This is a genomic window from Sulfurospirillum diekertiae, assembly GCF_002162315.1.
Classification (GTDB): Bacteria; Campylobacterota; Campylobacteria; order Campylobacterales; family Sulfurospirillaceae; genus Sulfurospirillum.
The window spans coordinates 2387218-2403111 of record NZ_CP021416.1 but is presented as its reverse complement, the minus strand read 5'-3'; the positions used below and the strand labels follow the sequence as shown (position 1 = coordinate 2403111).

Annotated in this window: 14 protein-coding genes and 1 pseudogene; 14 read left to right on the top strand and 1 reads right to left on the bottom strand. The window is 38.3% G+C overall.

Features of this window, described 5'->3' with window-relative positions; genetic code table 11:
- The first annotated feature begins 33 nt into the window (after positions 1–33).
- Genes Sdiek1_RS12205 through Sdiek1_RS12195 form a run of 3 tightly spaced genes read left to right on the top strand, consistent with a single transcriptional unit; the run spans position 34 to position 3503 of the window.
- Positions 34–867 (top strand): polyprenyl synthetase family protein, encoded by an 834-nt coding sequence (locus tag Sdiek1_RS12205; protein WP_121495806.1) that lies wholly within the window; start codon positions 34–36, stop codon positions 865–867.
- Between the two features lie 22 nt (positions 868–889).
- Entirely contained in the window at positions 890–2869 is a 1980-nt protein-coding gene (tkt, locus tag Sdiek1_RS12200; RefSeq protein ID WP_087439901.1) for a transketolase, read from the top strand.
- Positions 2847–3503, top strand: a complete 657-nt coding sequence (locus Sdiek1_RS12195; RefSeq protein WP_087439361.1) for an HAD family hydrolase — start codon at positions 2847–2849, stop codon at positions 3501–3503. Before tkt ends, Sdiek1_RS12195 begins: the two co-directional genes overlap by 23 nt.
- Before the next feature lie 3 nt (positions 3504–3506).
- Here Sdiek1_RS12195 and Sdiek1_RS12190 read toward each other — a convergent pair whose 3' ends face one another.
- Positions 3507–5372: a methyl-accepting chemotaxis protein gene (locus Sdiek1_RS12190; protein ID WP_087439360.1), complete on the bottom strand. Its 1866-nt coding sequence runs from the start codon at positions 5370–5372 to the stop codon at positions 3507–3509.
- A 222-nt stretch (positions 5373–5594) separates the two neighbouring features.
- Here Sdiek1_RS12190 and Sdiek1_RS12185 point away from each other — a divergent pair, with 222 nt between their 5' ends.
- The 11 genes and pseudogenes from Sdiek1_RS12185 to ccoN all read left to right on the top strand — a co-directional run bounded on the left by Sdiek1_RS12185 (position 5595) and on the right by ccoN (position 15881).
- Entirely contained in the window at positions 5595–6704 is a 1110-nt protein-coding gene (locus tag Sdiek1_RS12185) for a pyridoxal-phosphate-dependent aminotransferase family protein (RefSeq protein ID WP_087439359.1), read from the top strand.
- A 2-nt stretch (positions 6705–6706) separates the two neighbouring features.
- Positions 6707–7561: an ATP phosphoribosyltransferase regulatory subunit gene (locus Sdiek1_RS12180; protein ID WP_087439358.1), complete on the top strand. Its 855-nt coding sequence runs from the start codon at positions 6707–6709 to the stop codon at positions 7559–7561.
- Between the two features lies 1 nt (position 7562).
- The gene (locus tag Sdiek1_RS12175; RefSeq protein WP_087439357.1) at positions 7563–8810 is read left to right on the top strand and encodes an adenylosuccinate synthase; all 1248 of its coding nucleotides are present in this window, start codon (positions 7563–7565) and stop codon (positions 8808–8810) included.
- A gap of 116 nt (positions 8811–8926) precedes the next feature.
- A complete protein-coding gene (locus Sdiek1_RS12170; RefSeq protein WP_087439356.1) occupies positions 8927–9361 on the top strand; it encodes a flagellar export protein FliJ in 435 nt (144 codons plus the stop codon).
- The gene (locus Sdiek1_RS12165) at positions 9358–9885 is read left to right on the top strand and encodes a MotE family protein (protein ID WP_087439355.1); all 528 of its coding nucleotides are present in this window, start codon (positions 9358–9360) and stop codon (positions 9883–9885) included. Before Sdiek1_RS12170 ends, Sdiek1_RS12165 begins: the two co-directional genes overlap by 4 nt.
- Positions 9886–9968: 83 nt before the next feature.
- Complete coding sequence (locus tag Sdiek1_RS12160) at positions 9969–10523, top strand: DUF507 family protein (protein ID WP_087439354.1); 555 nt, start codon at positions 9969–9971, stop codon at positions 10521–10523.
- Positions 10520–11650, top strand: a complete 1131-nt coding sequence (gene carA / locus Sdiek1_RS12155) for a glutamine-hydrolyzing carbamoyl-phosphate synthase small subunit (RefSeq protein ID WP_087439353.1) — start codon at positions 10520–10522, stop codon at positions 11648–11650. The genes Sdiek1_RS12160 and carA overlap by 4 nt, the downstream gene beginning before the upstream one ends.
- Positions 11651–11735: 85 nt before the next feature.
- Entirely contained in the window at positions 11736–12242 is a 507-nt protein-coding gene (locus tag Sdiek1_RS12150; protein WP_369688468.1) for a sulfite exporter TauE/SafE family protein, read from the top strand.
- A gap of 99 nt (positions 12243–12341) precedes the next feature.
- Positions 12342–13565 (top strand): annotated as a pseudogene (locus Sdiek1_RS15700) (PAS domain-containing sensor histidine kinase).
- A gap of 12 nt (positions 13566–13577) precedes the next feature.
- Positions 13578–14258 carry a response regulator transcription factor gene (locus Sdiek1_RS12140; RefSeq protein WP_087439352.1) on the top strand — a complete coding sequence of 227 codons (681 nt, stop codon included), beginning with the start codon at positions 13578–13580 and terminating at the stop codon, positions 14256–14258.
- A gap of 156 nt (positions 14259–14414) precedes the next feature.
- Positions 14415–15881, top strand: a complete 1467-nt coding sequence (gene ccoN, locus Sdiek1_RS12135) for a cytochrome-c oxidase, cbb3-type subunit I (RefSeq protein ID WP_087439351.1) — start codon at positions 14415–14417, stop codon at positions 15879–15881.
- Positions 15882–15894: the final 13 nt, after the last annotated feature.

Here is a 15894-nt window from a genome sequence, read left to right as displayed (position 1 = left end):
TTGTTTTGAGTTCTAAAGAGTTAGTATCAAAATTTGAAGTTTTTTTTGAAAGAGAAGCTTCCCGTCATAGAAAGTTTTCATCCTCATTTTAGTCATGCTTTTGGCGAAATGGTTGATGTAGGAGGGAAGCGATTTCGCCCGCTTTTATTGCTCAGTGTTGTCCACTGTTCACGTCCGCTTTTGGTTGAAAATGCTTTACATGTAGCGCTTGGATTGGAGATGATGCATACCTATTCGCTCATCCATGATGATTTACCCTGCATGGATAATGCAGCGCTTAGACGAGGACATCCCACTTTACATGTAAGTTATGATGAGACGACTGCTGTGCTTGTTGGAGATGCTTTAAATACCCATGCTTTTTATCTGTTAGCGAATGCTCCTTTAAGTGCAGAGATTAAAATTAAACTGGTTTCCATTCTTTCAAGTGATGCAGGCATTTATGGTATGGTGCTTGGTCAAGCAATTGATTGTTTTTTTGAAGATAAGCATTTAAATGTGGACGAACTCACTTTTTTACATTTGCACAAAACAGCTAAATTGATCGCAGCTTCACTCTTGATGGGGGCTGTGATTTGTGAGTTGGATAAAGCGACACAAGAAGCACTTTATCAGTTTGGATTGAAACTTGGACTTTTATTTCAAGTCCAAGATGACATTATCGATGCAACACTGACCAGCGAAGAGGCGGGGAAACCCACTCAGAATGATGGGCATAAGAACTCTTTTGTGAACCTATTGGGATTAAAGGGCGCAAAAGAGGAGAAGCACAAACTGTTAAGAGAATTAGATGTTGAACTAGGTAAGCTTGATGCTGCTTTGTCAAAAAGGCTAAAGAGCATTGTAGATGAATATTTTAAAGGATAGTGACCCAATGGAAAATGAAAAAATGTTAAAAAAACAAGCTGATACAATCCGATTTTTAGCGGCAGATATGGTACAACGTGCTAACAGTGGACATCCTGGTGCTCCTATGGGACTTGCCGATATCGTTACAATTTTAGCACGACATATTACGCATAATCCCAAAAATACAAAGTGGCTCAATCGTGATCGTTTAGTGTTTAGTGGTGGGCATGCTTCAGCATTGGTTTACTCTTTTTTACATTTAAGCGGATACGACATTAGTTTAGAGGATCTTAAAAATTTTAGGCAATTGGGCAGTAAAACGCCAGGCCATCCTGAATATGGTGATGTTCCAGGCGTTGAAGTGACGACAGGTCCATTAGGTCAAGGTATTTCAAATGCCGTTGGTTTTGCAATGGCGGCTAAGTATGCAGCTACCCTTTTAAATACGCCAAAAACAGAAGTGATTACTCATAAAGTATACTGTTTGTGTGGTGATGGCGATCTTCAAGAAGGTATCAGTTACGAAGCATGTTCCTTAGCAGGGCATTTGTGTTTAGATAATTTAGTGGTTATTTACGATTGCAATGCTATTACCATTGAAGGTGATACGTCAATTGCTTGGAGTGAAGATGTTAAACATCGTTTTGAAGCTCAAGGTTGGGAAGTTTCACGGATTGATGGTCACGACTATGAAGAAATTAATGATGTTTTAGAGCAATCCAAAGAGCAAACTAAACCGTATTTAATTATTGCTGATACAACGATTGCAAAAGGCGCTTGCGAGATGGAAGGAAGCCATCATGCTCATGGAGCACCTTTGGGGTGTGAAGAGATTAAAAATTCTAAAATCAAAGCAGGATTTGATCCAGAGAAAAACTTTAGTGTAGATGATGATGTTTATGCACGTTTTAACTGTGCACTTGAAAAAGGCGATCTTGCCGAAGCGAAGTGGAATGCGCTGGTTAAAAATGAGTTAAGTAGTGAGAAAAAGGCCCTTTTAGAAGCATTGCTTACGCCTGATTTTTCAAAAATTGAATGGCCAAATTTTGATAGCGATGTGGCAACGCGTGATAGCAACGGTAAAATTTTGAATGCTATTGCACAGGCAATTCCTGGTTTTCTAGGGGGAAGTGCAGATCTCAGTCCTTCCAATAAAAGCGAATTGAAAGATATGGGCGATTTTCCACTAGGCCGCAACATTCACTTTGGTATTCGTGAACATGCAATGGGTGCAATTATCAACGCGTTTGCTTTGTATGGCCTGTTTATTCCTTTTGGTGCAACGTTTTTTATCTTTAGTGACTACATGAAACCAACGGTACGTTTAGCAGCACTCATGAAACTGAAAAATTTTTACATCTGGACACACGATAGCATTGGTGTAGGCGAAGATGGTCCAACGCATCAACCGATTGAACAACTCAGCCAATTTAGAGCACTTCCAAACTTCTATGTGTATCGCCCATGCGATGGCAGAGAAAATGTTAAAGCGTGGAAGAAGGCTCTCAGTATGCAAGCCCCTGCGGCCTTTGTTTGTTCTCGTCAAAAACTTCGAGCGCTCAAAGACGATCGAGCATACGGCGATGTTGAAAATGGCGGTTACCTTCTAAAAAGACGCGAAAATGCACAAGTCACGCTCATGGCAAGTGGCAGTGAAGTTTATCTGGCATTGGAAGTAGCGTGTTACCTTTCCATGTTTGGAATCCCAAGCAACATGGTCAGCGTTCCGTGTTTTGATCTTTTAAACGAGCAAGATGAAACCTATATTCAAACGATTATTGAGCCACAAACCAAAGTCATTGCCATCGAAGCAGGTGCAGGGATGGAATGGTATCGTTATGCCGATAAAGTAATTTCGATGGAGCGTTTTGGTGCAAGTGGTCCAGCAGAGCTTTTATTTGACAAATTTGGCTTTACTGCCCATAAAGCTACCAAGAGTGCCTGTGAGTTTTTAGGTCTTGATTACGATGCACTAAAGGCAGAGTTAGAACGAGATAATGAAAAAAAACATTGTATTTGATCTTGATGGCACGCTTCTTGATACATTAGAAGATATTGCCATTAGTGCTAATTTTGCACTTGTTTCACTTGGATTTCAACCGCAAGAGAGTGCAAAATACCGCTATTTTGTAGGGGAGGGTGTTTTCAAACTATTTGAAAACATTTTCGCCTCTAATGTTCAAACTCCTGAGCTTATCCAACAAGCTGTTACTCTTTTTGAAACACATTATACAAAGCAGTTTAACCAAAATACCAAGCTGTATGAGGGTGTGAGTAAAATGCTTAGTTTCCTTCAAAAACGAAATTTTAAAATGGCAATCCTCTCCAATAAACCAGATTCCTTTACCAAAATGTGTGCTATGAAATATTTGCGCCAATGGAAGTTTGATGTGGTGTATGGTGTACGTGAAGGAGTCCCTAGAAAGCCCCATCCAAGAGGAGCTTTAGAGATAAGCGAGCTTTTACATGTAAAGCCAAACGACTGTTATTATCTTGGTGATACGATGATTGATATGCAAACAGCCAATAGTGCTGGCATGATAGCCATAGGGGCATTGTGGGGATTTCGAGAAGAAAATGAACTCAAAGAGCATGGGGCAAAATATTTAGCCAAAACACCCAGCGAGGTGATTAAACTGCTCGCTGAGGTTTAATCCTTAGGATTTAAATTTCCCTAATTCATTGTTAAGATTTTCGGTCATCGCATGAAGATGCTCAGAGGCTTGTGAAACATTGTCGATGCTCGTGACATTCTCTTTAGAGATGACATTAATCTTTTCAATCTCTTCAACCATTCCTTTGATCTGCGTTGCGGTATTTACAAAATTATTAACAGTTTCATGTGCACCTTCGATAGTTTTCTGAATGGTTGCATCGATGCTATGCATACCATTTTGCAATTCGATTGAGATAGAAGCAAGAGCATTTACCTCACCGGCATTTTGAGCAATATCGGTGTTGGCATCCATGATAGATTGAACGACCACATTGATTGTTGCATCAATTTCAACAAGGCTCTTTTGCGTACGTTCAGCCAGCTTCCTCACTTCATCGGCAACTACGGCAAACCCACGCCCATGTTCTCCTGCACGTGCCGCTTCAATGGCAGCATTGAGGGCTAAAAGGTTCGTTTGATCGGCAATATCACGAATAATACCAAGAACATCTTTCACTTCATTGGCATTTTGACTAACGGTATTAAGGCGTTCTGCCAAGTTTTGTTCTTTGGCTGCTGTGGCCTGCATCGTATATTCGAGCTGTTCGACTTTGGTTTTTACATCTGAAATATCTTTTTGCGTATTAGAGAGGGCTTGTTGAGAATTTTTTGCTTTAAGAACAGAACTTTCAATGCTTTTAACTAAAGCGATCCCTTCTTCTTTGGTGTTTTCAACTATTTTAGATTCGGTATCGACATTGCGTACCACTTCGGATGCAGTACGTGAAAGCTCTTCTGAGATAGAAGCATTTTCATTACTAATTGTTTTAGATTTTTTCACGATCTCATGCAGTTTTTCAATAAATTTATTGATGTTTTGTGATACATGTGCAAATTCATCATTGGCAGATGATTCAAGTCTTTGCCTAAGATCGCCCTCACTGCTTGAGAGTTCTTGTACAACATCATTAAGATGATCAAGTGGACGAAGCAGTGTTTTAATGAGTATAATCATGATGCCTATGGAGAGGACTAACATCACAAAACCTGCCATCATCAGGCTTTGAACTTGCACCTTTAAAAAGGCATACGCAGTCTCTTTATCAAATGTAATTCCAGGAGTCCAGCCTGTTTGTTCTGAAATTTTAAAAGCAAATATCTTGTTTTCACCATTAAAGGTATACTCAATAAATCCCTCTTTTTTATCTTTAAACTCTTGGCTCAATGTTGACTCGGTTCCAAGGAGTTCTTTTTTAGGATGGGCTAGAATCATCTTTTTTGTATCTAAAAGCATCCCATATCCGCCATTAAAATTAACATCTCCAACCGCTTTCGTGAGTGTTTCCAAAGGAAGATCTATACCAAAAACACCAATGATCGTATTGTTTTTCACAATCGGTGACATCACCGTTACCATCAATACTTTCGCCGTAGCACCGACATAAGCATCCGTAATACCTTCTTTACCTTCTGCTTTTGCCTGCTTATACCAGCCTCTTGCTTTGGGATCGTATCCTTCTGCTTTTTTCTTTCCACTACCGTAAAACATTCGACCATCTTCAAATCCTGCATATGCATCTAATGCATCAAATGTTTTTGCCATGTCTTTTAGTTTTGCTTGAAGTTCTACTTCATCCATCGTAGCACTGTTACTTAAAGATCTTGCATAACCCGCAACGCCTTTTTTCTTCGATTCAACCCAAAGATCAATGTAGTCTGTTAAGGCACGTGATGCCATTTTTAGGCTTGATTCAACTTGAACAACGCTATTTTTCTTCGTATCAATATAGCTTATGGCACAAAAGATACTGAGGCTTAAAAACATTAACGCAGAAATTGTCAGGATGATTTTGGCTTTAAATGACATGACTCTACTCCTTGGGGTATTTTTATACAAATGGTAAAACGTACGAATGAGACACTAAAATTCTTCATAATTACATTAATTATGTAAGTTTAAAATAGAAAAGCGATTCGTAAAAGACTTTTTACATGTAAAGGTAAAGCTAGTAAATATGGGAGGTGCTAAAGAAACAACAAGCAATATTTTGTTACAATCGCTTCTAAAACTACACGATGAGGATCTCTTATGTTACTTTTGACACCAGGACCAACTCCTGTTCCTGAAGCGGTTCGTATGGCGATGGGTACACCTACCATTCACCATAGAACACCTGAATTTGAGGCTATTTTTGAAAAAGCAAGAGGCTATTTAAAACAACTGTTTGATATGGAAGAAGTTTTGATGCTTGCAAGCAGTGGAACTGGCGCCATGGAAGCGTGTGTGCTTCATTTGTGCCAAAGTAAAGCGATTGTCGTCAATTCGGGCAAATTTGGCGAGCGTTTTGGCAAGATTTGTGCCGCCTACAACAAGCCATTTGTCGAAATTAAAAATGAATGGGATACTTCTGTGAGTGTGGATGCCATTGTTGAGCTTGTTAAAAATGATGAAAGTATTGATGCTGTCTGTATGCAAGTGTGTGAAAGTGCAGGTGGCCTTCGTCATCCTGTTGAAGCAGTAGCCAAAGCAGTGAAAGCGATTCGCCCTAACATCATGGTGATTGCCGATGGCATTACGGCTGTGGGTGTTGAAAAAGTCGATACAACGAACATTGATGCGCTTATTTCTGGTAGTCAAAAAGCATTGATGCTTCCTCCAGGGCTTGCGTTTATTGGTTTAAATGCTAAAGCGTTAGAGATCATTGAAAATGGCGGCGTGGGTTATTATTTCAACCTCAAAACGGAACTTAAAAATCAACGAAAAAACACAACGGCATGGACAGCAGCAACGACACTGGTTATTGGGCTTGTCGCTATGTTTGAACTCATAGACTCTAAGGGCGGTTTGGATGCACTTTATGCTGATACGGCAAAAAGAGCCCTTGCAACCAATAAAGCTTTACAAGCATTGGGATTGCACATCTATCCAAAAGTACCTGCTAAAGCGATGAGTGCCGTTTTACATGACGATGCGAGCAAAATCCGTAAAATTTTGAAAAGTAAATATGGTGTCAATATGGCAGGTGGACAAGATCACATTAAAGAGACACTGTTTAGAATCAATCACATGGGTCTTGTCAATGTGTATGAGACTGCGTGGACACTCAATGCTGTCGAGCTTGCCCTTTCCGAACTAGGCAAGCGAGCATACGATGGTACTGCCAATAGGGTCTTTACCCAAGAATTTTACCAAGGTTAATAATGATTTATGAGCACGAGATACCCACGGGGAGTAAGCTTTATTTTGGAGAGAGTGCCAAGTTAAAGCGAAAGATTGAAAATGTGGCAAGCGAACTTTTTTACGATGCAGGGTTTGAAGAGATTGTAACACCTTTCTTTTCATACCATCAGCACAAAAGTATTGATGAAAAAGAGTTGTTACGTTTTTCAGACGAACAAAACCATATTGTCTCTCTAAGAGCTGATAGTACGATGGACGTGGTCCGTTTAATCACAAAAAGAGTCGATAGAACGACCAATCACTCCAAATGGTTTTATATCCAGCCGGTGTTTCGTTATCCTAGCCATGAAATACACCAAATTGGTGCGGAGTTGATTGGTGAAGAAAATTTGGCTTTGAGTATTGCTACAAGCGCGTCTATTTTTGAAAAATTTTCAATCAAACCACTTTTACATGTAAGCAATATTAACATTCCCAAAATGCTGTCTCAGATGCTCAATTTGGATCTGAAAATCTTTGAAAAAGGAGAGCTTCAAAAGCTCTTAGCCCTTGATATTCCGTGGCTGACAAAATTAACCTGTCTGCAAACATTGGAAGAATTAGAAGCGGTTATTGATGAGGTTCCAAATGAGTTAAGAGCTGAACTTGAAAAACTGAAAGTTCTCTCAGCGCATATTTCATGTGAGAATATTGTTTTTTCACCGCTTTACTATGTGAAAATGCGCTATTATAATGCGCTATTTTTTAGATTTATCTACAAAAATTTTACACTAGGTTCAGGTGGAAGTTATGATTGTGAGGGTATTGGCTCAAGCGGTTTTGGACTTTACACGGATGATTTGATCGAAATATTAATTAAAAGAGATGGACAATAAGATGAAAGCTGATATGATCGTAGGAATTCAATGGGGTGATGAAGGAAAGGGTAAGATCGTTGACCTTATGGCACAACACTATGATGTCGTGTGCCGTTATCAAGGCGGTCACAATGCAGGTCACACGATCTGGGTAGATGGTGTACGTTATGCACTTCACTTGATTCCTTCTGGTATTTTAAATCCAAAAGCACTCAATGTCATTGGCAATGGAGTCGTTGTTTGTCCTGATGCACTCATTAAAGAGATGGCACAATTTGAAAAACTTGCAGGTCGTTTGTTTGTCAGTGACAAAGCACATATGATTCTTAATCATCATATTTTAATTGACCAAGCCAAAGAAAAACTTCGTGGCGCTAAAGCGATTGGTACAACAGGACGAGGCATTGGACCTAGTTACGGTAGTAAAATTGAGCGTAGCGGACACCGTTTAGGAGAACTAAGAGACACGAACAAACTTGCACGTGCCTTGGTTGAATTTTACGATGAAAACAGAGCGCTCTTTAATGCCCTCGGTATTGTAACGCCTGATTTTGAGACACTTAAAAGTGAGTTAGACGGCTATGCTAAAGCCCTTTTACCTTTCTTAACAGATACGACACATATGGTTTGGAAATGTCTGGATGAAAATAAAAAAGTATTACTAGAGGGTGCTCAAGGTACAATGCTCGATGTGGATCATGGAACCTATCCTTTCGTAACAAGCTCCAACACAATCAGTGCGGGCGCATGTGTTGGCTTGGGACTCAATCCTAAAGATATTGGCAAAGTGACAGGTATTGTCAAAGCGTACTGCACCCGTGTAGGAAATGGACCATTCCCTACAGAAGACTTTGGAGCAGAGGGCGATGAATTACGTGAAAAAGGGCATGAATACGGTACTTCCACAGGACGTGCACGCCGTTGTGGTTGGTTCGATGCCGTTGCCTGCCGATATGCCAGTCGCATCAATGGCTGTGATGATCTTGCCATCATGAAGCTCGATGTATTAGATGGTTTTGAAACCGTTAAAGTCTGCGTTGCTTATGAAGTAAACGGCCAAAGAGTTGAAACGTTGCCACAAGATTTGGATAACGTTAAACCAATTTATGAAGAGTTACCAGGTTGGAAGAGTGTTGTGGGATGTCGTAAATTTGAAGATCTCCCTGAAGCTGCTAAAACGTATCTTAAACGCCTTGAAGTCTTGACAGGCACAAAAATTGGACTTATCTCAACAAGTCCTGATAGAAACGACACAATTATATTGTAAGACAAAGCTATAGTGTTCATTGATATAGGCGATGAATGCTATAGTTTCCCTCTTCGGGGCAAAATATTTTGCCGTTTTGCAAGAAGATCTTTCATCTTTACATGTAAAGGTAATTTATGAAAAGCCAGTTCTCCAAGATTGCTAAAATTCGAAAACAAAAACGTGATGCAATCGAGCGTGAACTATTAAAAAGCCAAAATAAAGAGCGGATGTTAAACCATAAAATAGCGGCTCTTTACGATGAAATTTCGGCGGTTCAAATACCTAAAGAGGGTATGATTTCACTCCTTCTCATGGTTGGTGAGCAAAAAAGCATCTTAAGTCGTGATAAAAAACGTTGTGAGCAAGAACTTATTGCTGTTCAGCGGAATACAAAACAGCTACAATCAGAGTATAAAAAAGCACATATTGAATATGAAAAATTTAAGTATCTTGAAGAACAAGAGCTTCAAACGATGATGGAGAAGATCAAACGTGAAGAACAGCTCTATTTGGACGAAATATCAACAATGTTGTTCGCGGGTGAAATAAGTAAAAAAGGTCGAGAATGAAGTGTATTTGGATCTTATTGATAAGCTCTTTAGTGTATGCAGAAACGATTGATTGTACGCAAGTCTTTGAAACGCGCAAAGGGGAACTTTTGCATGAAGTTGAAAAAATCGATGAAGCGCGACAATCCTTTGAAGCTTTGCAAGCGGCAACGAATGCACTTTTTGAAAAACAAAAAAATGCACTTAAAGAGAAAGAAAATGCACTGGCTAAAACTAAAGCTGAGATCGAAGCCAAAGAGCAACAGATTGCTGCAATGCTGGCTGAAAATAAAAAGCTTTTAGAGCAAGTGGAATCGAAGAAAAATGATAAGCTAGATGAGACCTATATTAAAATGAAAGATGCGGCAGCGGCAGCTATTGTTGAAAAGCTCCCTATTCATGAGGGTGCAGCTATTATTTTCGGATTGCCGCCTAAAAAAATATCGCAAATCTTAGCAAAGATGAATCCTCAAATTGCTTCTGATATTACACAACGCCTTAAAAAAGGTCCTCCTTTTGTAGAAGATAATCAAACAAAAGAGTGACGAAACCTTCCTCTTTCTTTCTCTAAACAGATATTTACCTTACTTTTGATAGAATGTGGAAAATTCAGAAGTAAGGTTTATGGATGAAAATCAGATTGCCTCATGCCCCTTATATTGCCAATAAAATAGCGATCGATATTTTAAATTGTGGATTTGTTACCATGCTTAAGGGCTTAGAGCCTATTGTAAAAGTCGCTGAGGATTTGATTGTTGCGGATATTAAACAAGAGACGGCGCTTGAAGAGCGGGTTACAGAGATTTTGGATCAAAATGAAGATGAGATGGAGTTTCAGCGAGTTGACCGAAGAAGTATGTTTTGGTTAATTAAGAAAAAACTTGCACGCGAATTTGGTGTTACTCTGTCCTATGAAGATAGGTATAACGATATTGCACACCAAATATTAGAGATCTGTTGGAAAAGTGGTTTGATTGACTATAATGTCACAGAAAATCGTGTCAAGAATGTTGTTTATACAGCGATTGAAACCTATATTGCAAATTTTCAAGCGATTGAAGATGATGTTGCTGAAAAAATTTCGAATTACAAGCGAACCTTAGTTCCTGGTTCTGAAGAGTATGATTTGATTTTTGAAAAGCTCTATGAAGAAGAGCTTAGAAAAAGAGGAATGTTAGTATGATGTTAAAACCTGTATGGATTTATCTTGAAAATGGTGTTTTTTTAGAAGCAAAAAGTTTTGGTTTTGATGGTTCAAAAACTGGAGAGATTGTTTTTAATACCTCTATGAGTGGCTACCAAGAAATCATGAGTGATCCGAGCTATGCAGGACAATTCGTTGTATTTACAATGCCTGAAATTGGTATTGTGGGATGCAATGAGAATGATATGGAAAGTTCTACGATTTATGCGAGCGGTATGTTTGTACGCAGTCTCAATGAGACACCTTCCAATTTTAGATCGACGGAAAGTTTACCCGAGTTTTTGAAAAAATATGAGAGTATGGGTATTTGTGACATTGATACACGCTATCTCACCAAAATGATTCGAGATTCGGGTCCTAAAATGATGATCGCTTCAACAGAGGTGAGCGATCCCGCAAAACTCAAATCGATGTTAGAAGCAAGCCCTCGCATTGAAGATGTCAATTATATTGAAAAAGTAAGCACACCTCAATCGTATGTCCATGTCAACGGTGTTTGGGACGCGGAAGCTCAAGCGTACAATGCTACACCTAAACGTTTAGGTAAGAAAATTCTTGCCGTAGATTTAGGTATTAAACGCAATATCTTAAATGAACTTTGTGAAGTTGGACTCGATGTTGAGGTTATTCCTCATAATTTTAGTGCCGATGATGTCATCGCTCGCTACAAAAAAGGTGAAATCCACGGACTCTTTTTATCCAATGGACCAGGTGACCCACTCATTTTGAAAGATGAAGCGGTACAAATTCAAAAATTAATTGAAGCAAAAGTACCTATGTTTGCTATCTGTTTAGGACATCAATTGCTTTCCATTGCCCATGGATATCCAACCTATAAGTTGAAATTTGGGCAACATGGTGGTAATCACCCTGTCAAAAATATAAAAAGTAATATTGTCGAGATTACAACGCAAAACCATAATTACAACGTTCCTGATGATATTTGTAAGGTTGCTCGCATTACGCATGTGAACCTTTTTGATAATACGATTGAGGGGCTTGAATACAATGAATCGCCCATTTTTTCTGTACAGCATCATCCTGAAGCGAGTGCAGGTCCGCAAGAGAGCCGATACATTTTCCAAGAGTTTGCCAATAGACTTTAAATAACGGAGCAATGCCATTAACGTCATCGATATTACAGCAATCATTAGTGTTGCGTTTCTAGGAAGTTTAGGGCATTGCATCGGTATGTGTGGAGGATTTGTCATGGCATATAGTAGTGCTAAGATTGATTCTTCCACTTCTTCGTTAAGACAATTTCTCGCACATCTTACTTATAATTTAGGACGGATTAGTGCCTATACGTTTCTTGGTATGTTTTTTGGTGCATTGGGAAGTATTTTTACCTTTTCTGCCCAAATAAATGGTTATTTCTATTTTGTCATCGGTATTCTTATGGTTTTAATGGGATTATCGATGATGGGAAAAATAAAATTCTTAACTTCATTAGAGGCGACTATCGCTTTTAATCCTTTGATTAAAACACTTTTTTCACACCTTATTCACTCGAAATCTATGGGAAGCTTTTATGGGCTAGGTCTTTTAAATGGTTTCTTGCCCTGTGGTTTGGTCTATTTCTTTTTAGCTGCCGCAACAACTTCGGGTTCTTTTCTTTTAGGTGGCTTTACGATGGCCATTTTTAGACTTTCGACTATGCCTGCAATGTTAGGGCTTGGGTTTATTGTGGGATTTTAAAGGGAGTGAATTTAGAGAAGTTATGATTAAAATAGCTTCATTTATTATTATTGGATATGGAATTTATATGGCATATCTTGGTTACAGTGCAGCAATTCTATGAAATTAGAACAATATCAGAGTGCTATCGAAAGCAGTAATATTATCTCAAAAACCGATATTTTCGGTATTATCACCTTTGTTAATGATGAGTTTTGCAAAATCTCGGGTTATACTAAAGAAGAGCTAGTAGGGAAAAACCATAATATCGTAAGACATCCTGATGTCCCTGCCTCGACGTTTAAGCAACTTTGGCAAACCATACTTCAAAAAAAACGTATAAATCAACGGTTAAAAATTTAGCCAAAGATGGCAGTACATTTTATGTTAATACAACGGTTTTTCCTATCCTCGATGAAAATGGTGATATTGAAGAGTTTATTGCTATTCGTTATGATGTGACAGAAAGTGTTCGCTTAAGCGAGGCGTTGATAGCCAAAGATGAAGAGCTTGAAGAACTCAATACGACCCTTGAAGAGAGAGTTAAAGAGCAGACGAAAGCCTTAACAATCCTCAATCAAACGTTAGAAGAACGTGTGCGGGAAGAAGTTGAAAAGAATCGTGAAAAAGATCGTATTTTATTTCAGCAATCACGTCTTGCTTCGATGGGTGAAATGATCGCCAATATTGCACACCAATGGAGACAACCCCTTTCTGAGCTTAATATCACGCTTTATAAAATGAATAAGCTCTACCGACTTCAAAATGAAGGTAAAGGGATAGAGTTTGAAGACAGCTACGCGCATGCCAAAAAGATTGTCTCCAAAATGTCCGAAACGATTTGAAGATTTCCGTCATTTTTTCAGTCCTGATCGTCAAAGTGAAGTTTTTGCGCTAAGTCATGTAGCTAACGAAGCAATAGATATTATGCGAGGTACTTTAGAAAAAAATGAAGTTACAATCGAGCTTAATATAAAAAAAGATGCCAATATCAGAGGTTATTTTAATGAATTTTCTCAGGTCTTAATTAATTTAATCAATAATACGATTGACGCATTTTGCAACAACAAAATAAAAAATAGATTAATTTATATTGAAATTGACACATTAGGGCTTGGAGATGCTATAATTAAAGTCTGCGATAATGCTGGTGGGATTGAGTCAACTATTTTAGATAAGATTTTCGAGCCTTATTTTACAACAAAACATGCGAGTGCTGGCACTGGTTTGGGGCTTTATATGAGTAAGATGATTATCAATAATAGTATGCAAGGATTTATCGTTGCAGAGAATTGCAATGATGGAGTCTGTTTCACTATCACTATTCCTTCAGTCAAAGAGTAAAAAGGAAGAGCTATGAGTGGATTGTCAAAATTGACGGTTTTGTTTGTTGAGGATGAAGAAGATCTCAGAAATGCCTTAGAGAGTGCAATTGGGGATGAGTTTGCTAAGTTTATTGTCGCACGCGATGGTGACGATGGGTTAAAAAAGTTCAAAAAGTATAAACCTGACATTGTTGTCACAGATATTATGATGCCTGTTATGGACGGTTTAATGATGGCAAAAGAGATTAAACATATATCAAAACAAACCCCCATCATTATTTTAAGTGCATTTAGTGAAAAAGAGCGACTTCTAGAAGCGATAGACGTTGGTATTGACAAGTATTTAATTAAACCGATTGATCCAGATGAGCTCTTAACAACGCTCAAATTTGTTTCTAAAGAGATGCTAGATCAAAGTGATATTGTTGAACTTGGGTTTGGCTATCAATTTGATAAAAGTAGGCGCGTTTTAGTCAAAGAGGGTAAAACAATTTTCTTAACTAAAAAAGAGTTACTTTTTATCTCAGTCCTCGTCAAAAATTTAGGTGTATTTGTTCTTCATGAGGAGATTAAGAAGTATGTTTGGACAAACAAAAAAGTAACAGATTCAGCCATACGTACCTTTATTAAGCGTGTTCGTGAAAAAACAGACAAAGAGTTTATCAAGAATATCCCCGGGCTTGGCTACAAAATCAATACGCAAGAACGATAATTCCATCGTTCTTGTACTGCTAATTATAAATTTTTTCTTAACTTTTTTTATTTAACACAAATTTAATCTTCTTAAGCTTCGTTGTAGATTTGGTGCACTATAATTCCTACATTATGTGATATTTTTGTGACATAAAAACACAAGTAGGAGGAATTGATGCAGGCTAGAGATGCATTGAACTATGACTATTCAGTAGCCAAATGTTTTACCTACGCAGCGATCCTTTTTGGAATCGTTGGTATGTTAATAGGCGTGGTTATCGCTTATCAAATGGCTTTCCCTGAGTTGAATTACTTGGCCGGTGAATATGGTACTTTCAGTCGTTTAAGACCATTACATACGTCAGGAGTAATTTTTGGATTCTTACTAAGCGGAATCTTTGCAGCGTGGTACTACATTGGGCAAAGAGTACTCAAGGTTTCGATTGCAGAATCAAAATTTTTGATGTTCATATCAAAGCTTCATTTTTGGCTTTATATGATCTTAATGGTATGTGCTGTTATTTCCCTTTTTATGGGTATTTCTACTTCTAAAGAGTATGCAGAACTTGAATGGCCATTGGATATTCTTGTTGTCGTGGTATGGGTACTCTGGGGATTAAATATTTTTGGTCTTATTGGTATTAGGCGTGAAAAGACGCTTTATATTTCTATGTGGTATTTTATCGCAACATTTCTTGGTGTTGCAATGTTGTATCTTTTCAATAACATGGAAGTTCCAACCTATTTTGTTGCAGGTACAGGAAAATGGTATCACTCTGTTTCAATGTATGCAGGCTCAAATGATGCAATGGTTCAATGGTGGTATGGTCACAATGCGGTAGCATTTATTTTCACCGTGCCAATTATTGCAATGATCTACTATTTCTTACCAAAAGAGTCTGGACAACCTGTTTTCTCTTATAAACTATCACTTCTTTCTTTTTGGGGATTGATGTTCGTATACCTTTGGGCAGGTGGACACCACTTACTATACTCAACTGTTCCAGATTGGGTACAAACCATGGGTTCAATTTTTTCAATTATTTTGATTCTTCCATCTTGGGGTAGTGCGATTAATATTCTCCTTACGATGAAAGGACAATGGGGTCAACTCAAAGAGAATCCATTGGTTAAATTGATGATTTTTGCTTCAACATTCTATATGTTTAGTACACTTGAAGGTCCAATCTTAGCAATTAAATCTGTTAATGCCCTTGCGCACTTTACAGACTGGATTCCTGGACACGTTCATGATGGTACATTGGGCTGGGTTGGTTTTATGATCATGGCAGCACTGTATCATATGGCTCCTCGTATGTTTCAACGTGAAATTTTCAGTAAAAAATTGATCGAGGCACAATTTTGGATTCAAACAACCGGTATCGTCTTGTACTTCTCAAGTATGTGGATTGCAGGTATTACTCAAGGTATGATGTGGAGAGCAACAGACCAATTCGGTAACCTTGCGTATTCATTTATCGATACAGTAACGGTACTTATTCCTTACTATGCTATTCGTGCAACAGGTGGTTTACTATACCTTATCGGTTTCTTCATATTCACTTACAATATGTATAAAACAATGACTGTAAGTAAAGCAATTGAGGCTGAACCTCAAAATGCTTCACCTATGGCAGCGTAAAAGGAGGATAGGA